We start from the raw sequence: 24987 nt of genomic DNA on the forward strand, positions 1-24987 counted from the left end.
TTATGGATTAGTTTCCTTTTACTTGGTTCATTACTTCGTCCGCAAAGTTCTCTTCGCGTTTTTCGATTCCTTCGCCTACTGAATAACGGATAAATTCCGTCAATGTACCGCCAGTAGATTTAACGAAGTCTCTTACCTTTTGATCGGAGTTTTTAACGAATGCCTGATCAAGTACACAGATTTCCTCGAAGTATTTACCGATACGACCTTCAACCATTTTCGCTACAATATTTTCAGGTTTTCCTTCGTTAAGTGCTTGCTCTGTAAGAATTTTACGTTCACGATCCACTTCTTCTTCAGAAACTTGGTCGCGTGATACATATTTCGGGTTCAAAGCTGCAATATGCATTGCAACATCTTTCGCCGCTTCCGCATCCGTAGATCCTTCAAGAATTGCAAGAACACTAATGCGTCCACCCATATGAAGGTATGGTCCAAATGCGTCGTTAGCAGTTTTTGTGCGGATTTCAAAGCGACGAAGAGTAAGCTTTTCGCCGATTTTCGCTACAGCGTTTGAAATATGATCAGCTACAGATAGACCGTTTGACATTTTAGATTCAACCGCTTCTTCAACTGTTGCTGGTTTTGTAGCAAGAAGATGTTCAGCAAGTTCTTTTACAAGTGTTTGGAATCCTTCGTTTTTCGCAACAAAGTCTGTTTCCGCGTTCACTTCAAGAATGATTGCTTCGTTTCCGTCCACATGAATGGAAGTTATACCTTCCGCTGCAATGCGATCCGCTTTTTTAGCTGCGCTTGAAAGTCCTTTTTCACGTAAGAAGTCGATTGCCGCTTCCATATCTCCGTTAACTTCAATTAGTGCTTTTTTGCAGTCCATCATACCTGCGCCTGTTTTTCCGCGCAATTCTTTTACCATTTGTGCTGTAATAGTCATTTTTTTATTCCTCCTATTTACGTCATCTTTTCCTTTAAAAAAGACGATAAGGGTGTTAGCCACTTATCGTCCCATCATTTACTGGATTACTCTGCAGCTACTGCTTCTTCAGTCATTTCTTCGTCTTCACCCTGTCTAGATTCCATCAATGCGTCAGCCATTTTGCTTGTCAATAGGCGTACTGCACGGATTGCATCATCGTTTGCAGGTATAATATAGTCAATTTCATCTGGATCACAGTTTGTGTCGACGATTCCAACAAGTGGAATTTTCAATTTAATTGCTTCTGCTACTGCGATACGTTCTTTGCGTGGGTCAACAACAAACATAACGTCAGGTAGAGCTTTCATATCACGGATACCGCCAAGGAATTTAAGTAGGCGTTCGTGTTCTTTTTTAAGTTTACCGACTTCTTTTTTAGGAAGTACTTCGAAAGTACCGTCTTCTTCCATGCGCTCGATTTGTTTCATACGAGATACGCTTTTTTGAATTGTACCGAAGTTTGTAAGTGTTCCACCGAGCCAACGTTGGTTAATGTAATACATTCCAGCGCGTTCAGCTTCTTCTTTAATAGCATCCTGTGCTTGTTTTTTAGTACCGACGAATAGAACTTTCCCACCATCAGCACCAACTTGGCGCATGAATGCATATGCTTCTTCAAGCTTCTTCACCGTTTTTTGAAGATCGATGATGTAGATTCCGTTACGTTCCACGAAGATGAATTTTTTCATTTTCGGGTTCCAACGGCGTGTCTGGTGACCGAAGTGTACTCCTGCTTCAAGCAATTGTTTCATTGAGATTACTGACATTTACTATTCCTCCTGTTTGGTTAGATTCCTCCGTGCGCTTCATCCGATAGAGCGACCTTTCGGCACCTTCTCTATCGTCCGTACACGTGTGTAGTAATACCACTTGCTAATATAACATAGTCGCTTTTATTTCGCAACCTGATTCATCTAAATTTCAGAATCAGCTCCACCTCTGTGCGTCCCTTGCCCAATTTCTGTGCAATTTCCTCGATGGATTGACCAGCATCATGCATTTCATAGGCAAGTATCCTATCATCACTTGTAGCCGTTACTTCAGGTTCTTTACGTTTAGGAACTGAAGTCGTTGTGACTGCATTGTAGGATTTAAGGGCCTGATTGATAGGTATTCTTGATGTGTTAACGCCTATAAGAAAAGGTGTATCTTCCGAGGAAACCGTAGTTTCTCGTCTTTCTTGTACACTTTCTTTATTTGTTCGGGCCAATTCCTTGTCCCGGACAGAGAGTTTGACAATCAATCTTTCATTCTCGTCTTTCAGTTCAGATAAATATGCTCCAATCGAGTTGTCCATTTCAGCCATCAGTTTCCGCTGTTTCTTTTCAAGATCGTCAAACTTCGATATTTTAGTATAAAGTAAAGCTAGAAAATAAAAACTAGCGATTTGCATGATGAATAAAAATAAAAGAGCTATTGGTATCATCTTTCTTACCCTGTAAAGTCGACGAATGAACCTTTGTAGGGGTGCACCGTCTTCTTTTCCTCTTCTTTTTCTCGCCGTTCCCGTTCTTCCGACTGTTGTTCTTCATGTTTTTTCCTGTCTGCGTCCATCTCCGCATACTTTTCCGATTCCAAAACGGTTTCCCTATTTTTCAATGTTTGACGATCTGTTAAGGTGTTGGCATGGTCCTGGTTTAATTGTGACTGCTGCTGCTTTTGTTCAGCAATCTTTCCTGCTTCAAACGTCTTCGGTATGGCAATTTGCAGCTCAATCCCTTTTAGACTCATAATAACCCTCCATCTACTATTTCAGGCGCTAATTGTGTTCGCAGTTTGAATAATGCCTTTGAGTGGATCTGAGAAATGCGTGAAGTAGATAAATTCATGATTTCACCGATTTCCGTCAGTGTCATTTCCTCAGTATAAAATAGATTGAGAACAAGTTGTTCATTCTTGTTCAGTTCCTTGATTTTATTCACTAAATCACCAATCAGTTCATTCATCATCATTTCGTGTTCAGGTGTTTTAGAATCCTGATCCCGGATGACAAATGATTGTTGTCCCTCATCGTCATCGTCATTAATTTTCTCATTTATAGATAGAACACTGGAAAAATAATGTTCATGTACAGTCTGATACACTTCGTCAACACTTATCCCTATATGATCAGCAATTTCTTCAGGTGTCGCATGACGTTGTAATTGCTGTTCAAGCTTCGTGATGACTTCCTCAAGTTTTTTCGACTTCTCCCTTGACGAACGGGGAAGCCGATCCTCTTTTCGTAATCCATCGATTATACTCCCTCGAATTCGAAAAGAAGCGTATGTATCAAATTTCAAATCCCGGCTCTTATCAAATTTGGTCAATGCATCGAAAAGACCTTGATATCCAAGACTCATGATATCATCCCTCGAAACATGCCTTGGTAGTCCCTGACTTATCCGTTGGACATGGTACGTGACAAGCGGTGTATACTTCTCGACAAGTATATCCCCGGCATCAGGGTCTCGATTGTTTATCCACAGGTCCCAACATGCATCTTCTTCAGTTACTTCCCATTTGGACATCGAATTCCCCACTTTCAATGATGATTTCGCCATAGTTAATTAACTCCTATTATACCAAATAAATGCGAAGAAAGGCGCCTGAACTAATCAGACACCTCCTTTTTATATCTCTTTCGAACCCTGGTTTACCTTCCTTACGTTTAGTATGGATGTAGCGGGGTCAAATTCAATGGTTCGACCAATTGATCCACCTGTATCCTCCGCGACTAATGGGATGGATAATCGTTTCAATTCTTTTTTAACAGCCTCAACATTTCGTGGACCTATGCGAATCGTATCACCTGAACCAAATTGAAACATTTGTGAGCCCCCCGCGATTTTCGCTTTTAATGATTGTGTTCGGACACCTTCTGCCTTAAGTAGCTCAATCAGTGCCACGACACCTGTGTCTGCAAATTTGGCAACATTTACACAATCTGATTTCCCTAGACTTGAATCTGGTAGCATCACATGCAATAGACCAGCAAACCTCTTCATGTCATCATAGAGAACAACTCCTACACATGAACCAAGTCCTGATGTACGGATTTTTGTCGGACGTTCAACAATGTTCATATCAGCTATCCCAACCCTAACGACCTCGTTAAATTTCGTCATTTTAGGACACACCCAACGAACGGAAAATGGTAGTGTATGATGATGGGTCCGGAAGAAAGAAAAAGTGACCATCTATACTTGTACGGCCAACCGCACTTTCTTCACAAATCTGCGTATCAATGACAATGACTTCGTCACAATGATGGGACACTTCAATTAGTCCAAAACTGATAATTGCACCGACCATGTCTACACTTAACGATGGTACAGTAGAATAAATTTTCAATCCCGTAAAATCCGAAAGAGCAGACAAATAAGAACCCGAAAGAATACTACCTAGTTCCTGCATCGCGGATATTCCAATATCAGATAACGGCGGTGAGTTGAAATCGAAAGATACATCCCCAATCAATCTTTGAATGAAGTAATTTGCCGACTCTAAAGGGAGAACAAAAAACATACTACCCGACAGATCACCCTCAATTCGCTGAAAGATGCCAGCTACAATTGTTTCAGCACCTCCTGCAAGATTGAACACCCCATCGAATGAAACAAGTTCAACATTTGGCACAAACATATCGATTTTACGATCAAGTAATAGGGACATTGACGTTGCTGCATGTGCAGCTCCAACATTACCCGTTTCCTTCAAAATATCCAGATGCATCTCAGTTATCAAACTTTCAGATCTCATCTGACAGACTTCGCTTTACCGGTTCGAGGACTTTTGTGAGATTTAGCATGACAAGAAGACGTTTCCCAACTTTAGAAACTCCTAAAATAAAGTCCGATTCAACGGAACCAACGACCTCCGGTTGAGGTTCAATTGATTCGATTGAAATATCGAGCACATCGTTCGCCGCATCAACAATCAAACCTACTTCGTATTCTTTCAATGTGACAATGATAATTCTTGTATTTTCGTCCATTTCTTTAACTTCAAGCCCAAACCGTTCACGTAAATCCACAATCGGTGTGACAACACCCCTTAGATTAAGAACCCCTCTTACATAAGAAGGAGTTTTCGGCACGCGTGTAATAGAAAGTAGTTTTTCGATTGACTGGACAACATCTACACTGATTGCATATTCCTTATCCACCAATTGGAAAACAATGACTTTCAATTCTTTTTGCTCTACCATTTCAGTCATGATAATCCACTCCTAATTATTTGATCAGTGCATTACAATCGACGATAAGTGCAACTTGTCCATTTCCAAGAATTGTCGCACCAGAAATCGCAAATACATTTTGTAAATAATTACCCAGTGATTTCAAAACGATTTCCTGTTGACCGATGAACGAGTCGACTACCAGCCCCGCTAGTCTTTCACCTTTCCTAACGATGACCACCGACTGAAATCTGCCAGATATATCATTCTGTTTCGGCATTTCAAAAATCTCTTTCAAATTAACAAGCGGGACGATACTCCCACGGAAATCAATCACTTTCTGATTATGAGCATTCATGATATCTGTTTTCTGAATAATTGCGGTTTCAATAATTGAAGAAAGCGGAATCGCATACACTTCACAATCAAGTTCCACAAGCATGACGGATATGATGGACAATGTAAGTGGAAGTTGAACTTGAAATAATGACCCTTCGTTTTCTATTGATTTGATTGAAATATAGCCCCCGAGCGATTCAATCGTATTTTTCACGACATCAAGACCGACACCCCGCCCGGATACATCTGAAATCTTTTCCGCCGTCGAAAAACCAGATGAAAGAATTAGTTCAGCCACTTGGCGATCCGTCATTGAATTGGCTGTTTCCTCCATTACAATACCATTTGAGATTGCTTTCGCAAGAACACGTTGACGATTTACGCCTGCACCATCATCTTCCAATTCTATAAATACGTGATTACCGGAATGATAGGCCCGTAGTGTTACAGTTCCTTCTTCTGGTTTACCTTTTGCAATTCGTTCCGACGGACTTTCAATTCCGTGGTCTAGCGCATTACGAATCAAATGGACGAGTGGATCTCCGATTTCATCGATAACTGTCCGATCTAGCTCAGTTTCAGCACCTACAATTTCCAGCATGATTTTCTTATCAAGATCACGTGCAAGCTGTCTTACCATCTTTGGAAATCGGTTGAACACCGTTTCAACAGGAATCATACGCATATTCAGGATGATGTTTTGTAAGTCTCCTGATACCCTAGTCATCCGTTCCACAGTTTCCGTCAGTTCTGGGTTATGAAGATCACCAGCAATGGATTGGAGTCTACCACGATCTATGACAAGCTCTTCGAATAAATTCATGAGGATATCAAGTCTGTCAATATTTACACGGATTGTCTTATTGCCAGATTGCACAGTTCCCTCCCGTTTCCCACTTTGAGCAACCGATTCTGGTAGCGTATTCACTTCTTGAGCAATGGATTCCGTGACTTTCGAAACTTTGCTCACTTCGACTTCCCTAGCCTGATTATCATTTATAAGATAATCATCCGTAACCGGAACTACTATCACGTTTTCAACCTCTGATACACTCATTACTTTGGACCTCAATGTGTCCGCATCTTCCGTAGAAATAAGTGCAATCGAAAACATTTCGCCAAATTCTTCATTTTCAAGGTATTGAACATCCGGTTCAGTTTTGATAATCTCGCCTAACTTTTCAAAAATTTCAAATACCATGAACACCCGTGCTGCTTTTAACAGGCAATCTACTCGCAATTGTACAGTGACTTCAAATGTAGTAAATCCCTGTTCGAGCGATTGATTAATCACCGTCATTTCATATTGATCAAAACGAAGGCCTGCTTTTTGATTATAATCTTCTTTCACAGCCACTGTTGCAGAAGCGGCAGATTCGACGGTAGCACCGCCAACTTCTATTCTATTCAAGGATTCTACGAGTTCACGCACATCTTTTTTACCTGTCCCGCCGGACGCGATATCCATTACCATTTCCTCAAGATAGTCAACAGCATGAAAGACAACATCCAATATTTCAGTTGAAACATGGATTTTTGCATTTCGAATTGCATCCAGTACATTTTCCATCATATGTGTCAAATCTGCGATGTCTTCATAACCCATTGTGGCCGACATCCCCTTCAACGTATGAGCAGAACGGAATATTTCATTCACAATACCGAGATCTTTTGGGTTTCTCTCAAGGTTCAATAAATGCTTGCTACATGACTGGAGATGCTCCTTACTTTCATCGATGAACATTTCCAAATATTGATGTGTATCCACTGTTATGCCCCCTTTAAGACTTTATGATTTCCATCATTGAGGTCGATATATCGTGTAAATCCATAATCTCATCAGCAAGATTCGCTTCCTTTATGGCTTTTGGCATACCAAAGACAACTGAAGTTTTTTCAGATTCAGCAATCGTGATTGTTCGACCATTTTCCCTCAAAATTTCCATCCCTTTCTTCCCGTCGTTGCCCATTCCAGTCATGATGACTGTCAAATAATTTAACTCGGAATTTTCAGCTGCCGACTCGAGAAGAGCGTCAACGGATGGGCGATGGCCCATTCGGGGTGGGTCAACATCATCCAAACGTACATAGTAACTCATGCCTTTCTTCATTATTTTAAGATGCTTTCCTCCCGGCGCGATAAATGCGGTTCCGTTTACAAGGGGCTCACCATTTTCCGCTTCTTTTACATGAATAGCACATAAAGTATCTAGCCTGTCTGCAAGGGATCTGGTAAAACCCGGAGGCATATGTTGAACTACGAGAATCGGGGCATCAATCGTGGAAGGTAAATTTGTCAAAACTTCTTGAAGTGCCCGAGGACCCCCTGTAGATGTACCTATTATAATAAATGTCTTACCTGTTTTAAAAACTTTGTTTTTTAATAAGCTTGTCATTCGATATTCGGGTAAAGATGAAGAAGTAATTTCGATTTGCTTGGACATGAATTGTCGCAGTCCAAATTGATTAGCAGGCTTTCTCACCATGGTAGACATTCGAACATTAGCAGCAGTCATGACTTTTTCAATGATTTCTTCTCTCACCTCATGAAGGTTTAACGATATCGATCCACCCGGCTTCGCAATAAAGTCGACAGCACCATATTCCATAGCAAGTATTGTATTTTCTTCACCAATTCTCGTCGTACTTGATAACATAACCACGGGAACCGGATGTTTCGCCATGATTTCTATCAAAGCTTCCAGTCCATTCATAACTGGCATTTCGATGTCCATTGTGACTACGTCCGGTTTCAGCGCCATCACTTTCTCCACGGCTTCTTTCCCATTGCGGGCTGTTCCGATTACTTCCATAGTAGGGTAACCCGAAAGAAAATTGGAAATGATTTTTCGCATGAAAGCTGAATCATCCACTACAAGCACTTTCTTACGATTATCCTTATCCAAATCATCCACGCCCTTTCGTAAACATGTTTCTCAATTTAGAAATGAATCCATCCCCCTTTTTTTGCTCCTGATCAGCATTTCCCCTGATAAACGTTTCAGCAATTACCATTATTATTTTTGAAATCGGAGCCTCTGGAAATAAAAAAAGGAGTGGTCTCTGCGCAACAACCGCATTATGGACGTATGAGTCTTCAGGAAGATAACCTAAGATGATCATTTCCTTGTCTAAGAACTTACTCACAGCATACTGAAGTCGCATTACAGTATCATTGCCGTCATCACTCCGATTTCCGACAATAAATAATGCCTTATCCTGATCTTCCACGCAAATGAACTTCATCATGGAATACGCATCTGTGACGGAAGTTTGCTCTTTTGTCAAAATGACGATTATTTCATCGACAGCAACAATCAGTTCGAGAGGTTGCTGAGTTGCTCCTATATCGAATAAAATAAAATCATACTCTTTTTGTAGACATTCCAATGCTTGAGTAAACCTTTTGAACATTTCTTCCGACCATTCCATAATTGTAGCAAGGTCAGACCCTCCTGAAATGAAAGTTAATCCTTCTGGCGCCTTATTAATTACCTCATCTATAGCTTTTGTTCCTAGTAAATAATCTTTTAAACTATACCGAGGTGTCATTCCGAGTAGAATATGGATATTGCCCATCCCAACATTCATATCGATTATGATCACCTTTTTGCTCTGCGCACGAAGTGCATAAGCAAAGTTCGTCGTGAAATACGATTTCCCACTACCGCCTTTTCCGCTGGCGATGGCAATCGTTTTTGAAAGTTCACCTTGAGATTTCAGCATCTTGAGCCTAAGAGTTTCTGCTTGATCACGCATCATATGCACCCTTCAACAATAAAGAAATCAGTTTTTCACTGTCTACTTCGGTAATATCCTCAGGTACTTCCTGACCGTCTGTATAATATGCGGTTCCAATACGGTAATCTCTCATCAAATTAAATATTGGGCCAATCGATCCTGTCTCATCCATTTTCGTGAAGATGAATTTTTCTAACGGCATCTTATTGAATTGTTCAACAATCGTTCTCATATCTTCTTCTTTCGAAGTTACAGAAAGGACTAAAAATGTTTCCATTTCAAGTGAAAAGTCAATGAGTCTTGATAGATCTTCCACATATTTCTTCTCTTTATAATTCCGTCCTGCTGTATCTATGAAAATAAGATCTCGATCAGCAAGTTTTTCAATTGCATTCTCAAAATCTTTACTATTGTATGCAATTTCTACTGGCGCTTGCATTAAATTCGCATATGTACGTAGCTGTTCAATTGCTGCAATTCGATACGTATCCGTAGTGATAAAACCGATTTTTCTTTTCTTTTCAAGAAGGGCACGTGCGGCAATTTTTGCAATTGTGGTCGTCTTACCAACACCTGTCGGCCCTATAACGTTAATGTATTTCTTATTAAAAGATATTCCGCCAAATGGTAAATCACCAATTTCTCTTTCAATTAATTGGTGCACGATGTCCAGTTGCTCTTCAGTTGTAAAATCTTTTTTCTCAGATTTCATTCGATTGAAAAGCTCTTCACCCAAATGTGAAACAAAGTCTGTGGCTAAATCTTGTTGCTCAAGATATGAAAGTAACGGTTTTATTTCATCTGGAAAACGAGAATGTGCTGCAGATTGATGCATATCTTTTAACATCTTTTTCATTTCGGTCATTTCTTTTTTTAGTTCATAAGATGTCCTATTCTCGTTATTTGAACGTTCCTCTAAGACGTTTGCTGAAACTGATACAACTGGTGGTGCGCTAGGTTTATCAACTCCCGCGACAACTTCAACAGACTTTCTTTTAAATAAACCTAAAAAGCCTTTAGATTTAACTACGTTCGAACTGAGGATGATTGCATCATCCCCAAAGTCCGAACGTACTTTTTTCATGGCATCTACCATCGTATTTTCTCTATATCTCTTCATTTTCATTAAATATCCACCACCCCGACACTTTGGACTTCGATTGAAGCTTCAAGCTCATTGTAAGATAGTATTGGTATCTGAGGGAAGTACCGTCCTGTAATTTTCCTTAAATACATCCGAATTGCTGGCGAGCATAAAATGACTGGAGATTGATCCATCAAAGCAACCCGTTCCACTTCTCTCGCAATAGATTCGAGTATTTCCTGTGAATCTCCAGGATCGATAGATAAATAATTTCCTTGTTCTGTCTGCTGAATATTGTCAGCAATCATTTTTTCCACTTTAGGTGAAACGGTAAGCACTTTAAGCGCTTGATCAGTTGTGGCATACTGTAACGTAATCTGTCTTGCAAGTGCCTGTCGGACATATTCCGTCAAAACATCCACATCCGATGTGTATTTCGAATAATCTGCCAGAGTTTCGAAAATGATTGGCAAATTACGGATTGAGACGTGCTCACTTAGAAGTTTTGAAAGTACTTTTTGAATTTCACCAATTGATAACGGTGTCGGTGTTAGCTCATCGACAAGTATAGGGAATGATTCGTGGACATGATCAACAAGTTGTTTTGTTTCTTGACGCCCAATTAAATCAGCGGCATTCGCACGTATCACTTCAGTAATATGTGTCGAAACAACACTTGGTGGATCAACAACCGTGTATCCATGTATTTCCGCATCTTCCTTCACATTTTCCGTTATCCACTTAGCAGGAAGTCCAAACGATGGCTCAATTGTTTCAATACCTTCGATTGCATCTTCTCCACCTGGGCTCATTGCAAGATAATGATCAAGAAGAAGTTCCCCTCTTGCTAGTTCACTTCCCTTTATTTTAATTCTGTACTCATTCGGCTGTAGCTGAATGTTATCTCGAATCCGAACGACTGGAATGACCAGACCCAATTCAATCGCAAGTTGCCTGCGGATCATAATAACCCGGTCAAGCAAATCGCCACCTTGTGTTGCATCAACAAGAGGTATCAATCCATAGCCAAACTCAAATTCAATCGGATCAACATTCAAGAGATTAACAACATTTTCAGGACTTTTCAGACCTTCTGTTTCAAAATCCTCTTCCATACCCAATAATTCTTCTGGATCTTCTTCCGCTTTGCGAGACATTACAAATGCGCCCAATGCAAGTGTAATAGCAATCGGAATTGTAAGCATATCATTGATAGGTGTTGCCAATCCAAGTAATAAAACCGTCACAGCTGCAATATAAAGTAGTTTAGGTTGACCTAGAAGCTGATTTGTAATATCGGAACCTAAATTCCCCTCAGAAGCTGCACGCGTAACAACGATGCCTGTCGCTGTTGAAATAAGCAATGCTGGTATTTGTGAAACAATACCGTCACCGACAGTTAATTGGGAGAATAGTGTAGCAGCTTCCGCGAAAGGAAGTCCCATCTGAACGACACCGATAATAATCCCAACAAGAAGATTGATGATAACAATGATAATACCAGCAATCGCATCCCCTTTGACGAATTTCGTAGCTCCATCCATTGCCCCGTAGAAGTCGGCTTCGTTACCTACTTTCTCTCGGCGCATCCGCGCATCCGTCTCAGAAATCATTCCCGCATTCAAGTCAGCATCAATGCTCATCTGTTTACCAGGCATTGCATCGAGGGTGAAACGAGCAGCAACTTCTGCTACCCGTTCCGCTCCCTTGGTAATAACAAGGAATTGGATGATGATCAAAATAACGAAAACAACGAGTCCCACAACAATATTTCCACCGGTAACGAATGTTCCGAAGGTTTCAACAACCCCACCTGCATCCCCATCGCTTAGTATCGCCCGCGTCGTAGAAACGTTAAGTCCAAGGCGAAACAGCGTAAGCAAAAGCAGTAAAGATGGAAATATTGAAAACTGCAACGCTTCCTGCATATTCATGGCTGTTAAAAGTACTAAAAGACCTAAAGTGATATTTATAATAATTAAGAAACTTAGTAGCCATGGCGGAAGCGGGATGACAAGCATCGCGACAATCATGATGACCGCAGCGAGCACTCCTATATCTCTGAATTGCATGTCATCCCCACTTTCTTATAATCAAGTTAAATTTTTCGTTGAATTCGATACACATAGGCAAGTATCTCGGCAATCGCTTTAAAGAATTGTTCGGGAATCCGTCCCCCAATTTCAACATCGTCATACAACGCTCGAGCAAGTGGCCTATTTTCCACCATGATGATGTCATGTTCTTTTGCAATCAATTTCATCTTCTGTGCGACAAAATCAACGCCTTTCGCAACAACAATTGGAGCATCCATATTCCCATCATCATACTTCAGTGCAATAGCGAAATGAGTCGGGTTTGTAATAACTACATCCGCATTAGGAATTTCCTGCATCATCCTTCTCATTGCCATTTCACGCTGTCGCTGTTTGATGCGGGACTTGATAATTGGATCCCCTTCAGTATTTTTATACTCATCCTTTATGTCTTGTTTAGACATCCGAAGATTTTTTTCATAGTCATACTTCTGATAAAAAAAGTCGAGGACGGATATGAACAACAATACAAACGATGCAGAAATTCCCATTAGAGCGGCAAGTTTCGCTACCGATGTCAACACTATCCATGGACTTTTGAAAGCCAGCCCAAGGACCCTATCGATATTCATCCAGATAATAAGGACTGTAACCGTACCGATTAATGAAATTTTTAAAAGAGATTTCATTAATTCAACTATAGCGCGCATAGAAAAAATTCGCTTTAGACCTTTGATAGGATCCAATTTCTTCAAATCTATTTTCAAAGGCTCCATTGTGAAGAGTAAACCGAATTGAAATAAATTACCTGCCACTCCTGCAATCATCGCAATTAGCATGACCGGTAAAAGGATGAAGGCCATTTGGACCAAGACGTCAAAGTAGATGAGTAGTGCCGTATCTTCATCCAGTACCCCAATTAGTATATACTGACTGAACGCTTGTGAAAAAAAGTGAAAAAAGCGATTTCCCATAAAGCCAGCTGAAAAAAACAGGAACAGAAATACTGCTAAAAGAACGATTGAACTCGTCACATCTTGACTTTTTAATACTTGACCTTTTTTTCTAGAATCTTGCCGCTTTTTCTGGGTGGCTTTTTCAGTCTTCTCCCCTGCAAAGAATTGCAAATCGAGTCGCAACATTCTATTAGCCACCCCCAAGAAGAATCATTAAGTCTCGCATGCTAATTATCATTACTTCAAATAGTTTTTTCATCACTGCTACCATCACACCCATCACGGCGACTAGGACAATGAAGCTGACACCAATCTTTATCGGAAAACCAACAACAAAGATATTCAATTGCGGCACCGCCCTTGCGGTGATTCCAAGTGCTAAATCGACTAGGAACAACGTCGCAACGATGGGAATAGCCATTTGGAAAGCAATGGCAAAGGACATTGTGAATGTCCTAATAACGAATTCAGCCAACCGGCCCTCACCAAAAGCAGGCCATAGTTGGTCCGCCGGAATGAATTGGTAACTATGATAAATACCATCCAGCAACATATGGTGACCGTTCAACGCAAGTAACAAAAGAATCGCAAGCGCATTGAAAAATTGACCAAGGAGCGGTGATTGCGCCCCCGTTTGAGGATCGAGGACGTTTGCAATTGCAAAACCCATTTGGAAATCGATAAAGCCTCCCGCAATTTGGATAGCCGACATAACGATGTAGGCAATGATACCAATCGCAAGGCCTGTTATTGCTTCCTTTACGACAAGCAAAATATAGTTACCATCAATCTCGATAGGAGGTATGTCGATTGCATACACAAGCATCCATGCAAGCAATGCACCAAAAATGATTCGCATTGTTGTCGGAACCGCTTTATAAGAAAAGAGCGGTATTGTTACAAAAAAAGCAGTTACCCGGGTCAGTATTAGCAAATATGCAGCGAAAGAAGGTACTAATTCTTCCATTCTATCACCCTATATACCGTGTAAGATTTTCAAAAATATCGCTTGCGAATGCGGTTACTCTACTCAACATCCAGGGACCAAAGAATACGATGCCGACGAGTACGGCAACAATTTTCGGAACGAAGGCAAGCGTTTGTTCCTGAATCTGCGTCGTTGCCTGAAAGATACTGACGGATAACCCTGTCACCAATGCAACAATGAGGAGAGGGCCTGAAGTTAAAAGAACGACCGAGATTGCACGCTCTGCGATAGCTATAACGATTTGATCAGTCATTCAAATTCCTCCTAGAAACTTTGAAGCAATGATTTAATAATGAGATACCATCCGTCAACAAGTACAAACAACAGAATTTTAAATGGTAGAGAAATCATAACAGGCGGTAACATCATCATCCCCATCGACATGAGAATACTCGCAACGATCATGTCAATAACTAGAAATGGGATGAAAATCATGAATCCCATTTGGAATGCCGTTTTGATTTCACTTAGTGCGAATGCAGGAACCATCATGGTGAGTGGAATTTCCTCAAGTGTCTTAGGACGATCTACTTTATTGTATCTGAGAAATAGCTCCAAATCTTTCTGTCGAGTATGTTTACTCATGAATTCCTTAAACGGAATACTCGCTTGATCGTAAGCTTCCTCAAGCGTAATTTCTTCTGCGAATAAAGGAGTCAATGCCTTTTCATTCACTTGCTGAAATGTTGGCGCCATGATGAAAAACGTTAAAAACAACGCGAGCCCAACAATTACCTGGTTCGGCGGCATTTGCTGCGTCGCAAGAGCTGACCTAACAAATGAAAGAACAATGATAATGCGAGCAAACGATGTCATCAGAATAAGAATTGCAGGTGCTAGTGAAAAAACTGTTAGAAGAAGCATTAGTTTGATGGATGTCGATACATTGGACGGATCATTATCCGAAAATAATTGAACGAAATCATTCATCTCGATCGCGCTCCTTTTCCAACAACCGGCCTAAATGCTGTTCCCTCTCCTCTTTCATCTCATCGAGTTTCGAATTGAATAGATTACTAAAGTCGATTGAATCATCCGCAGGTTGTTTTTGTTTTTCCTTGTTTCTACCGCTGAGTTTAACTAGAAAGCGGTCAAACAAGCCCGTCGGTAATCCCTTATCATCATCTTTGTAATACTCGATGAGTCTCTTGATTTCTTCCGGATTCGTAATTTCTTTCAACAAACGAATATCTTCGCCTACTCCAATCAAGTAGTATGACTCGCCTATCTCGACAAGTTGAATCGACTTATGTTGTCCGAGCGATATTCCACCCATATTTGACATCAATTTATTCTTATTGTATATCCTATTTTTTCGATTGATAAGTTTCAGTAGACCAAACAAAAGACCAAGGACAAACAACAAGGCGAAAATTGTTTTTATGTAATCCCAAACTGATAAACCTACAGTAGGGACTTCGTCATTCGAGCGATCGATAACTGGAAGTTCTTTGTCAATCTTCTTATCTTTTTTCTCATTTTCAAACAAATCCGACACCGATTTATCTGGATCGGTGTCAGCATTTACAGTAAAGTCTGGTAGTTGACTATAAAATAGGACAAACAAAATGACGATTAACGCACATTTTTTTAAGAGCGACGATTTCATCCGACTCTTATCCTAATGCTTTTTCAATTGCTTCGATTACACGATCCGCCTGGAAAGGTTTAACAATGAAGTCTTTAGCACCTGCCTGGATTGCATCGATAACCATTGCCTGCTGTCCCATCGCGGAACACATGATAATTGTTGCAGAAGGATCTTTTTCTATAATTGATTTAAGTGCTACAATTCCATCCATTTCAGGCATTGTAATATCCATTGTGACAAGGTCTGGTTTTAGTTCAAAGTATTTTTCAATAGCCTGAACACCATCCGCAGCTTCACCAACAACTTCAAAATTATTCTTAGTTAAAATATCTTTGATCATCATGCGCATAAATGCTGCGTCATCCACTATTAAAACTCGTTTAGCCATTTTCTCTTACCTCCGAATTTCTATCTTATATTATTTAAACGTTCCGCTTGACTCAATATATCCGTTATTCGCACTCCAAAATTTTCATCGATAACGACAACTTCACCTTTAGCAATAAATCGATTATTCACCAGTATATCAACTGGTTCTCCTGCAAGCTTATCAAGCTCTATAATGGAGCCACTAGACATATCTAATATTTCTTTTACCGAACGTTTTGTACGCCCAAGTTCCACTGTTACTTGCAATGGTATATCAAGGAGCATATTCAGATTATTTGTCCCAGACTGGCTTAGTGATGGACTGTCGAAGCTTGCAAACTGTGCCTGTTGAACATTTACTTGTGGTGGTAGCTGCATACCTCCGGGAGGAGCGATTTGCTCATGAATTTGCTGTTGAATTGGTTGCTGTAATGGCTGTTGAGTTACGGAATGTTGCTGTTCCTTTGGTGGCGACATTTCTACAACTGCCGCCGTTTCCTTTATTACATCTTCTCCCAAAAGTGACGCAACTAATTTTTTTCCAAATTCAAGTGGAAATAGTTGCCTAATGTCGGAGTCAATCAGTTCGCCAACTTGTAGAGCAAAGGATACACTTATCAACATATCTTCATCCGGTATATTTTCCGTTCCTTTATTAGCCTGAACGTCCAGCAAATCAATTTTTGGCGGAGAGATATCTACCTTTTTCCCGAATAATGTCGACATTGACGTTGCCGCAGAACCCATCATCTGGTTCATGGCTTCCTGAACGGCACTTAAATGGATTTTGCCTAAGTCCGTAGCTGGCTCCAATCCATCTCCACCTAACATTATATCCGCAATGATTGCTGCGTCATTTTGTTTGATGACAAATAGATTTGCACCACTCAACCCTTCTGTATAATTCACTGTAACAGCAACATAAGGTTGAACAAATTCCGTTTCCAACATATCCCTATGGAACACTGAAATTTTCGGTGTTGTAATTTCAACTTTTTGTCCAAGCAATGTGGACAAAGCGGTCGCGGAACTGCCAAAGGAGATATTGCCAATTTCACCAAGCGCATCCCGTTCCATCTCTTTTAAATATTCTTTCGTTTTCGCCTCTTTGGCTGAGGTCAACATAGTTTCTTCACTTTGCAAAGGTTCTCCGTGAAGCAACGCTTCGATTTCCTCCTGTGAAAGGATATTATCACTCATCATCTTCATCCCCTCCGGTCATTGGTTCAATTATCTGTACGGCCATCCGATTTTTCGAATGCCCTGGTTGAGCTGTAAATTTGGGTTTATCTCCAACCTTCACCACAAGTGGTTCATCGATTTTAGTATCTAGTGAAATCACATCTCCTATTTGAAGATAAAGAAAGTCTTCCACTGTCATTTGTCCCTGTCCAAGCTCTCCAACAACAGTCAAAGACGCACTTTTTAAGCGCTTTTCAAGCATGGCACTTTGCTCGATTGTCGGATCTTTTTTGTTAGATTGCATCCAATATCGAACAGAAAGATTGGGTACGATTGGTTCAAGAACACTATGTGGAATACAAATATTAATCATCCCGCTCGATTCTCCGATTACAATATTAAATGAAATGACAACAACTGTTTCGTTCGGCGATATCATCTGAAGAAATTGTGGATTCACTTCCACCTCCGTAAGATATGGGTCAATATCTATAATCCCTGACCATGCTTCTCGTAAATTGTCGAAAGATCTTTCGAATAAGTTCGTCATAATCTTTGTTTCAATTTCAGTCAAATTATCGACTTTACTTGGACTTGTCCCAACGCCTCCCATAAGACGATCCAGCATCGAATATGCAATATTCGGATTAACTTCCATTAATATATTCCCATCTAATGGAGGTACCTCAAAAATGTTAATAAGTGTCATATTCGGGATTGACCTGATAAATTCCTCAAATGGAATTTGATCGACTGACGCAACATTAATCTGAGTATATGTTCGTAGCTGAGCCGAAAAGTAAGTTGTAAGCAGCCTAGCAAAGTTTTCGTGAATTCGTGTCAAACTGCGAATCTGATCTTTAGAAAATCGCAGGGCACGTTTAAAATCATACACTTTGACCTTCCGGATCGACTCTTGTTTTTTCATGTCCTCTGCAGACATTTCTCCTGTAGATATCGCAGATAACAACGCGTCAATCTCATTTTGAGATAAAACATCTCCTGACATCTGGTCACCTCCCCGCAATGGATTTCAATCTGAATAAATCCGATGATTTATGGAATGATATAAGAAACGATGTATACTTTCTGGACTTCACCCTCTTGCATAAGTGGATTCAATTGAGATTTCAAGGCATCTTCAAGAGCGACCTTACCACTTTTACCTTGAAGATCTTCCGGCGTCATCTCGGATAGTTTTTGTATAACAATATTTTTCACCTGAAATTCTCGTTTCTCAAGCTCTTTAGCAGCTTTTTTATTATCCGTCTGGATTTTCAATGAAATACGGATAAATTTCTTACCTACTAAATTTGTTGTAATCTCCTCGATATCAACTGAGGAGTTGATGATTTCATCGATGGATGGTTCTTTCGATGAATCATCGCCTTTATTCAATTGCGTAGCAAATACGAGTGCTACAACACCTAGTAATGTGATACACACTAGAATGATTAAGGAAACCGTCAATACTTTATTCTTCATTTTCTTCACCCCGGATATGCGGATTTGATAACAACTGGACCGCCTTATAAAATTCGATGATACGACTGTTAACATCATCAGCCCTATCGAGGACAACATATTTCGTTCCCGTCGTTAAAGTTATCGTGGTATCCGGAAACGACTCGATTTTTTCTATGTAGAGTGCGTTCAATGTGAACGCACTCCCATTTAGGCGCGTGACTTGAATCATATGTAAGGGGCCAAGCACAGAGCCGGCCCGACCCTCCTTTTCTAGTGCAAGCTATCCTCGGTCATGTGTTCATTCATTTATTATCGTTTCAAGTTGACAAGTTCTTGAAGAATTTCATCGGATGTAGTAATAATCCGAGTGTTTGCCTGGAAACCACGTTGCGCAATAATCATTTCGGTGAATTCTTCCGCAAGATCGACGTTGGACATTTCAAGATATCCCGATTCAATTTTCCCCATTCCTTCTCTTGTTGCAACCTGGTTCAATGGTACACCCGAGTTAGCTGAATCCCTGAAGTAATTTCCTCCTACTTTATCAAGACCCCCTGGATTCGGAAACTTGGCAAGTACAAGTTGTCCAGCCCAGCGTAGTTTACCATCTGAGTCAACAAATGATACTGTTCCATCTTGCCCAATACTCATGGACTCAGCGTTTGTTGGAATTCTCATTGGAGCATATTTTCCAGTAGTTACTCCTGCAACCGGTGCTAAATCTGGTAGAAAACCATTAGCAATAGCATTATCTAAGTTACCTGTTATTGCATCGGCAGTAACAGCAGTAGCAAGTGGATAACTCGCACCAACCGTAGTTAAGTCACCATTCCATGACGCAGAATAGCCAACAAGGAACTTCCCATCCGCATTTACTAGATACCCCTTGTCATCCAAAGCGAAATTACCAGCCCGTGTATACATCGGTTTAGTAAATTCAGTAATACCAGCAGCAGCGGTTCCTTTACCATCCGCAACTTGGAAAAAACCATCGCCTGTAATTAAAAGATCCAATGTGTTATTAGTTAACTGGGATGATCCACCTGCATGAATTGTGTCAATTGCAGCTACCTGTGAACCTAATCCTATTTGTTTTGGGTTCACTCCACCACGTGTAACATTTCCTGCTGAAGCTCCCCCAATTGTTTGAGAAATCACGTCCTTGAAAATTGTACGGCCCTTTTTGAATCCGTGCGTATTAACGTTTGAAATATTGTTCCCGATGACATCTAGTTTTGTTTGGAAGTTTCGTAGTCCTGAAATTCCTGAATACATTGAGCGTAACATTTATTTTTCCCCTTTCGATTTTAAGTGCAACCGCATCTATCAGTCTGCGGTTTGATGGCATCCATTACGGTCCAGCCATAGTTCTTAGCTCAGCACGATTGTGCCGTCGATGTTCGTAAATAATTGGTTTTTCGCTTCTGCGCGATCCATCGCTGTAATGACCGTGGCGTTTTTCGCACTCACGATGAGTGCCGCTTTATCCATCAATACAAGCGAGTCTTTGATTCCCTTCATTTTCGCTTCGTTCACCTTTTCCGTAACAGTTGCCCATTCAGCATCAGAAATTTGAATATTTCGTTCCGCTAATCGTTTCGTTGCATGTTTACTAATTGTAAGTTCAGCAGGTTGCACCGCTTTGTTTAAATGTTCAAGAAACGTTTTATTAGGACTCTGTACAGACGTTAAAGGTTGACCTGGGCGAATGAACGGTTGCGATGGAATTCGATGGAGTTTCATATTATCCATGCAATCGCTCCGTTCTATGTTTATTGACTGATGGATGTAAAACCATTACCATCAATCCGACTTCCGTCATTCAAGATGTATTGGAGTTTTCCATCTTTATTGGAAACAGATACAACGGTACCCGTTTTCTCAACCGCACCGTCCATATAGCCAACCGTTTTGCCGATGAGCATGCTTGCTTCAATGAGACTGTTTGTACTTCCACTTCCTGATCCCGCAAGTACTTCAGAAATGTTCCCCGGTGTTAGTTCCTTACCATCTTTCATTGTGAAAACGACAGATCCGTTAATGAATTTCATGGATTCTATCTTTCCAGTCCCTTCATTGACGATTGGTTTGCCATCAGCGTCTTTTTTGTCCGTTAATTCATGCCACTTAATGGTTTTACCGATGAAACTATTGTATTGAATCAGTTGCGTCTGGTTTTGTGCTTCAGCAAACTTTTCAAATGACCTCGATAAATTCATAGTTTGTTCAAGGGAAGAAAACTGGGCCATTTGTGCAATGAATTCGTTATCTTTCATCGGATTCATCGGATCCTGGTTTTGCATTTGAGCGATGAGTAATTTCATAAAGTCATCTTTACCCATTGTGCTGTTGCCAGTTTGACGTGCATCCCGTTTTTTATTTAATAAATACATTGACTCTGTAATTGGTTTTTGTTCATCAATATTAACCATTGTTAAGCCTCCAATTCTATCATATATTCCTGAAACGTTATTTCCATTTCGTCATTTTGTCCTTGGTCATCAGCAGTCTCTTGCTCTTCTTTTTTAAAAAACTGACTAAATGCTTGATCACGATCATTTCTTGATGTATCTTGCAATGTTTGAGAAACGTCAATTCGCTCTACTTGTAAGTTTTGCTGCATAAATGCATTCTTAAGTTGGTGCAATTGACTTTCGAGCATTTCTTTGCCTAATGCCGTTGATGCAAGTATCCTCGCTGTCATAATTCCGTTAACCTGAAGTAATTCAATTCGAACTTGTCCAAGATGCTCAGGATACAGTTTGATAAGAAGACGATTCGTTCCGCCAGTCTGACCGAAATTAGAACGTTTGAAAATATTTTGCATTTCGCGAACCAATTCTTCGTTTCGTAAGTTATTTCGATTTTCAAGTTCAGCCAATGTGACTTCCCCTTTAGATACGACAACATTTCCAGTTACATTATTCATTGCCTGCTGCGATAATTCAGAGTTAGTTGTTTGACCTGCTTCTGTCTGGACGGCAAACTTCATCACTTGATGAGATTCCATTAAATGGTGCATGCCGGATTTTACGGAAATATTGATTTTAATAGCATCACCGAACTGCTCTCCCACTGTTGCGAGAAGGCTTTGTAAACTGAAAACCTGCTGTTCCTGCTTCATAAGAAGATCGGTTTTCGGAGCAACGAGTTCTACTACTTTTAACAACGCGAGGAGTTCAATCGCCGATTGTTTCGAAACTTCCCCTTTACCTTCTAGTGATTCTGTCAATCGATTACTAAACTGCGGTGCAACCTTGTCGATTTGCTCCAATACAGTCCATACATCATTCAGATTAACATCTTCACTAAACACTTCTTTTCCTAAAAGTATATTCAGGTTGTCTATTAACTTTTCTGGTTCCATTTTAAGTAGATTTGCTAGTTCTTCAAAGTTTCCTAAAAAAGAAATAAATTCTATTCCACTTATTGAATCTAGCTCTTCCTCACCCAATAATTGCTTCAGAATATCTTCAATTTGTTCCGTTGACGAAGTGTTAAGTAGTTCAGAAATCAACTTATTAGACACTTCTTTTTGAGGATTTTGTTGAATAGGAGCAATGATTGCTGTCCCACTTTTAGTAATAATACTATTGAAAACTGATCCAAACGTTCCGTCGGATGCTTCGTAGGCTTTTACTCCGTTTTGAGAAGGTTGTGGATTCACTTCACTAGTTGCTCGAATAGATGCGAAGTTCATTTTTTCACCTCCCTTCAATCGGATTCCTAAATTCTTTACTTCACCGTCATCATTGTCGTATACTTCGCTGCATTTTCCGGCGGCATTTTCTCTAAAACAGAGGCAAGTGTATCCGATTTTAAGTTTGTTAAAATTCGAATTGCTTCCGCATCACTCATTTTCATGATGACAGGTGCAGCTGATTTAGCACTCATTTGCTCAAATGTCGAAACGATTCCTTTGAATTCTCTTTTAGAATCGTCTTTTCCACGAACTAATACAGCGATTTCATCTTGAAGTTTTTCTTGCATAATCAGTGATTTTTTATTTTTATCAGCTGACTCTTCAAACTTTTGCTGTAGCTTGAAATATTGAGCCTCTTTCTCCTTAATTTCTGCTTGCAAAGTCACGACACGTTTTTCAAGGATTGGGTCAACCACTTTATCAATCTTGCTTCCTTCATCTTCCTTCTTTTTCTCACTCACATTAGAAAGATTTCCAGTCCACTCTCTTGCTTTATCGAATACGTTCACATCTGCAAATTTAGCAATGACAAGTGTGACTGCTAAAACAAGTAACAGTGTAAAGAACACTCCGAGCAATACGATTTGAAATGTACTGGTAGATTTTCCTTTTTTCACTGTAGCAAATTCTTTTGATTGTTTTTTTTGTTTACCCACATTACCACCCGTTTTCTCTTCCGCGGAACTTCAAAGTCGCCAATTCATCCAGCCAAGTCGCTTCTAGCTGTTCCATTTCAGTACGATGATGTTCACGATCATTTTCTTTCATTTTTTCAAACTTCCGGACTTCAAGTGTTTTTTCTAAAAGTTTCTCCCCATACCAAGTCATTTTAGAACGGGCTTGCAACACTTGTTGTTGCACTTCTGCAACCTTCTTTTCTAAACTGTCAACGAACCGGGCATAATGGTGGATTTCATTGACCGAAAATCCGATTGCCATCTTTTGCTGCTGTTCTAAGGATATTTCTTCCTTCTTTTTTAGTAATTCATATAATTTTGTTGCAATGTTTTCGAATTCACGGACTGCTTTTTTGTGTTCTACTTGAGTTTCAGTTTTTTCCTGTTCACGAAACATTAATACTTGTTCAAATCGATAATGGTAAGTCTTCATTTCATACCGCCCCCTACACCTAGTGCGACGAGTTCGGCAATACTGTCCTCTATCGGGATATTTTCTTTAAAACCTTGTTTCAAATAATTCGTGATGAGCGGTTCATACTCAATTGCTTGATCGATTTCTTGTGAAGTCCCCTGTTTATAAGCACCAATGTTGATAAGATCTTCGGACTTGTTATATGTGTAATAAAGATCCCGAAGTCTATCTGCCGCCTTTACGTGCTGTGGGTCTGCAATATGGTTCATGAGCCGACTAACACTTTTCAAGACGTTAATGGCTGGATAGTGTCCTCTATTCGCAAGTGTTCGGTCAAGGACGATGTGGCCATCCAAAATCCCTCGGACCGCATCAGCGATTGGTTCATTCATATCATCCCCATCGACGAGAACCGTGTAAAATGCTGTAATCGAACCGTGCTTATTCGTGCCCGTGCGTTCAAGTAGTTTGGGTAAAATTGAAAAAACGGATGGGGTATATCCCCGGGTGGCTGGCGGTTCGCCAACAGCTAGTCCTATTTCCCGTTGCGCCATCGCGACTCGAGTAACAGAGTCCATCATGAGCATGACATTCATACCTTTATCACGAAAGTACTCGGCGATGGCAGTCGCCGTAAATGCCCCTTTAATACGCATTAGCGCTGGTTGGTCTGACGTTGCCGCGACGACAATCGTTTTACTTAATCCCTCAGGCCCAAGATCTCGTTCAATGAATTCCCTTACTTCTCGGCCACGTTCTCCGATAAGTGCGATGATATTCAAATCAGCAGTTGTATTTCGTGCAATCATGCCTAGCAATGTACTTTTCCCTACTCCTGACCCCGAAAAAATACCAACACGTTGACCTTTTCCAACTGTGAGCATGCCGTCTATCGCTTTGACTCCTACCGCTAGTTTTTCTTCTATCGGTGGTCGGGTAAGTGCATTCGGTGGATCCTGCTCAGTTCGGACCGAAGTCAACCCTTTAGGAAGTTGGCTATTATCAATGGGATTTCCCATTGAATCAAGCACTTTTCCTATTAAGTTCATACCTACTTTAACTTCAAGTGGCTTTCCAAGACCTTCAACAAGACATCCACTTGAAATGTCACGGATATTCGTATAAGGCATGAGAATGACGATTTCTTCTCTGAAACCGACGACTTCCGCCATGATGATTGAATCATTCTTACTTGCTGCATTCAAATGGATATGACAGACATCACCAATGGAACTTTCGGGTCCTTGTGACTCAATCATTAACCCAACAACACGGACAACCCGTCCAAACTTTTTGAATGTTTTCATTTTCGGAATGAGTTCAGTTAGCTCCTCAGCTTTCTTCAT

At 40.4% G+C, this 24987-nt stretch carries 30 protein-coding genes; all 30 read right to left on the reverse strand.

The features are described 5' to 3' along the window. Window positions 1-7: 7 nt before the first annotated feature. The 30 genes from tsf to fliI all read right to left on the reverse strand — a co-directional run bounded on the left by tsf (window position 8) and on the right by fliI (window position 24987). Complete coding sequence (gene tsf / locus H4683_RS02520) at window positions 8-892, reverse strand: translation elongation factor Ts (protein ID WP_192597258.1); 885 nt, start codon at window positions 890-892, stop codon at window positions 8-10. Between the two features lie 86 nt (window positions 893-978). Continuing rightward, on the reverse strand, window positions 979-1701 hold the full coding sequence (rpsB, locus tag H4683_RS02525; protein WP_192597259.1) for a 30S ribosomal protein S2: 723 nt from the start codon (window positions 1699-1701) through the stop codon (window positions 979-981). Between the two features lie 143 nt (window positions 1702-1844). Beyond that, window positions 1845-2360: a hypothetical protein gene (locus H4683_RS02530; protein ID WP_192597260.1), complete on the reverse strand. Its 516-nt coding sequence runs from the start codon at window positions 2358-2360 to the stop codon at window positions 1845-1847. 5 nt (window positions 2361-2365) lie between these two features. Continuing rightward, window positions 2366-2665: an RNA polymerase subunit sigma gene (locus H4683_RS21225; protein WP_225941841.1), complete on the reverse strand. Its 300-nt coding sequence runs from the start codon at window positions 2663-2665 to the stop codon at window positions 2366-2368. Continuing rightward, entirely contained in the window at window positions 2662-3444 is a 783-nt protein-coding gene (locus H4683_RS02540; RefSeq protein WP_192597458.1) for a FliA/WhiG family RNA polymerase sigma factor, read from the reverse strand. The genes H4683_RS21225 and H4683_RS02540 overlap by 4 nt, the downstream gene beginning before the upstream one ends. Window positions 3445-3546: 102 nt before the next feature. Then, the gene (locus H4683_RS02545) at window positions 3547-4041 is read right to left on the reverse strand and encodes a chemotaxis protein CheD (protein WP_192597261.1); all 495 of its coding nucleotides are present in this window, start codon (window positions 4039-4041) and stop codon (window positions 3547-3549) included. A 1-nt stretch (window position 4042) separates the two neighbouring features. Beyond that, a complete protein-coding gene (locus tag H4683_RS02550; protein ID WP_192597262.1) occupies window positions 4043-4675 on the reverse strand; it encodes a chemotaxis protein CheC in 633 nt (210 codons plus the stop codon). Next, a complete protein-coding gene (locus H4683_RS02555; RefSeq protein ID WP_192597263.1) occupies window positions 4665-5132 on the reverse strand; it encodes a chemotaxis protein CheW in 468 nt (155 codons plus the stop codon). The genes H4683_RS02550 and H4683_RS02555 overlap by 11 nt, the downstream gene beginning before the upstream one ends. A gap of 16 nt (window positions 5133-5148) precedes the next feature. Next, window positions 5149-7200, reverse strand: a complete 2052-nt coding sequence (locus H4683_RS02560) for a chemotaxis protein CheW (protein WP_192597264.1) — start codon at window positions 7198-7200, stop codon at window positions 5149-5151. Between the two features lie 13 nt (window positions 7201-7213). Continuing rightward, window positions 7214-8338, reverse strand: coding sequence for a protein-glutamate methylesterase/protein-glutamine glutaminase (locus H4683_RS02565; RefSeq protein WP_192597265.1), 1125 nt, complete (start codon window positions 8336-8338; stop codon window positions 7214-7216). A gap of 1 nt (window position 8339) precedes the next feature. Beyond that, complete coding sequence (locus H4683_RS02570; RefSeq protein WP_192597266.1) at window positions 8340-9191, reverse strand: AAA family ATPase; 852 nt, start codon at window positions 9189-9191, stop codon at window positions 8340-8342. Beyond that, window positions 9184-10299 (reverse strand): flagellar biosynthesis GTPase FlhF, encoded by a 1116-nt coding sequence (flhF, locus tag H4683_RS02575; RefSeq protein ID WP_192597267.1) that lies wholly within the window; start codon window positions 10297-10299, stop codon window positions 9184-9186. The genes H4683_RS02570 and flhF overlap by 8 nt, the downstream gene beginning before the upstream one ends. Beyond that, complete coding sequence (gene flhA / locus H4683_RS02580; protein ID WP_192597268.1) at window positions 10299-12329, reverse strand: flagellar biosynthesis protein FlhA; 2031 nt, start codon at window positions 12327-12329, stop codon at window positions 10299-10301. The genes flhF and flhA overlap by 1 nt, the downstream gene beginning before the upstream one ends. A 26-nt stretch (window positions 12330-12355) precedes the next feature. Further along, window positions 12356-13435: a flagellar biosynthesis protein FlhB gene (flhB, locus tag H4683_RS02585; protein ID WP_192597269.1), complete on the reverse strand. Its 1080-nt coding sequence runs from the start codon at window positions 13433-13435 to the stop codon at window positions 12356-12358. A 4-nt stretch (window positions 13436-13439) separates the two neighbouring features. Continuing rightward, window positions 13440-14216: a flagellar biosynthetic protein FliR gene (gene fliR, locus H4683_RS02590; RefSeq protein WP_192597270.1), complete on the reverse strand. Its 777-nt coding sequence runs from the start codon at window positions 14214-14216 to the stop codon at window positions 13440-13442. Window positions 14217-14220: 4 nt separating this feature from the next. Further along, window positions 14221-14490, reverse strand: coding sequence for a flagellar biosynthesis protein FliQ (fliQ, locus tag H4683_RS02595; protein WP_192597271.1), 270 nt, complete (start codon window positions 14488-14490; stop codon window positions 14221-14223). A gap of 11 nt (window positions 14491-14501) precedes the next feature. Beyond that, entirely contained in the window at window positions 14502-15167 is a 666-nt protein-coding gene (gene fliP, locus H4683_RS02600; RefSeq protein WP_192597272.1) for a flagellar type III secretion system pore protein FliP, read from the reverse strand. Next, window positions 15160-15846: a flagellar biosynthetic protein FliO gene (locus tag H4683_RS02605; protein WP_192597273.1), complete on the reverse strand. Its 687-nt coding sequence runs from the start codon at window positions 15844-15846 to the stop codon at window positions 15160-15162. The genes fliP and H4683_RS02605 overlap by 8 nt, the downstream gene beginning before the upstream one ends. Window positions 15847-15853: 7 nt before the next feature. Next, complete coding sequence (locus tag H4683_RS02610) at window positions 15854-16216, reverse strand: response regulator (RefSeq protein WP_192597274.1); 363 nt, start codon at window positions 16214-16216, stop codon at window positions 15854-15856. 20 nt (window positions 16217-16236) lie between these two features. Then, a complete protein-coding gene (gene fliY, locus H4683_RS02615) occupies window positions 16237-17397 on the reverse strand; it encodes a flagellar motor switch phosphatase FliY (protein WP_192597275.1) in 1161 nt (386 codons plus the stop codon). Further along, the gene (gene fliM / locus H4683_RS02620; RefSeq protein ID WP_192597276.1) at window positions 17390-18388 is read right to left on the reverse strand and encodes a flagellar motor switch protein FliM; all 999 of its coding nucleotides are present in this window, start codon (window positions 18386-18388) and stop codon (window positions 17390-17392) included. The genes fliY and fliM overlap by 8 nt, the downstream gene beginning before the upstream one ends. 47 nt (window positions 18389-18435) lie before the next feature. Then, window positions 18436-18864 (reverse strand): flagellar basal body-associated protein FliL, encoded by a 429-nt coding sequence (gene fliL, locus H4683_RS02625; RefSeq protein ID WP_192597277.1) that lies wholly within the window; start codon window positions 18862-18864, stop codon window positions 18436-18438. After that, a complete protein-coding gene (locus H4683_RS02630; RefSeq protein ID WP_192597459.1) occupies window positions 18854-19075 on the reverse strand; it encodes a flagellar FlbD family protein in 222 nt (73 codons plus the stop codon). The genes fliL and H4683_RS02630 overlap by 11 nt, the downstream gene beginning before the upstream one ends. Window positions 19076-19155: 80 nt before the next feature. After that, window positions 19156-20133 carry a flagellar basal body rod protein FlgG gene (gene flgG / locus H4683_RS02635; protein WP_192597278.1) on the reverse strand — a complete coding sequence of 326 codons (978 nt, stop codon included), beginning with the start codon at window positions 20131-20133 and terminating at the stop codon, window positions 19156-19158. 84 nt (window positions 20134-20217) lie between these two features. Further along, a complete protein-coding gene (locus H4683_RS02640; protein ID WP_192597279.1) occupies window positions 20218-20598 on the reverse strand; it encodes a TIGR02530 family flagellar biosynthesis protein in 381 nt (126 codons plus the stop codon). A gap of 20 nt (window positions 20599-20618) precedes the next feature. After that, a complete protein-coding gene (gene flgD / locus H4683_RS02645; RefSeq protein ID WP_192597280.1) occupies window positions 20619-21278 on the reverse strand; it encodes a flagellar hook assembly protein FlgD in 660 nt (219 codons plus the stop codon). 2 nt (window positions 21279-21280) lie between these two features. Further along, a complete protein-coding gene (locus tag H4683_RS02650; RefSeq protein WP_192597281.1) occupies window positions 21281-22546 on the reverse strand; it encodes a flagellar hook-length control protein FliK in 1266 nt (421 codons plus the stop codon). A 35-nt stretch (window positions 22547-22581) separates the two neighbouring features. Continuing rightward, window positions 22582-23205, reverse strand: coding sequence for a magnesium transporter MgtE N-terminal domain-containing protein (locus tag H4683_RS22095; protein ID WP_192597282.1), 624 nt, complete (start codon window positions 23203-23205; stop codon window positions 22582-22584). Between the two features lies 1 nt (window position 23206). Continuing rightward, complete coding sequence (gene fliJ / locus H4683_RS02660; protein ID WP_192597283.1) at window positions 23207-23659, reverse strand: flagellar export protein FliJ; 453 nt, start codon at window positions 23657-23659, stop codon at window positions 23207-23209. Next, window positions 23656-24987: a flagellar protein export ATPase FliI gene (gene fliI, locus H4683_RS02665; RefSeq protein WP_192597284.1), complete on the reverse strand. Its 1332-nt coding sequence runs from the start codon at window positions 24985-24987 to the stop codon at window positions 23656-23658. The genes fliJ and fliI overlap by 4 nt, the downstream gene beginning before the upstream one ends.

Origin of the sequence: Sporosarcina limicola (assembly GCF_014873855.1) — a bacterium.
GTDB lineage: Bacteria > Bacillota > Bacilli > Bacillales_A > Planococcaceae > Sporosarcina > Sporosarcina limicola.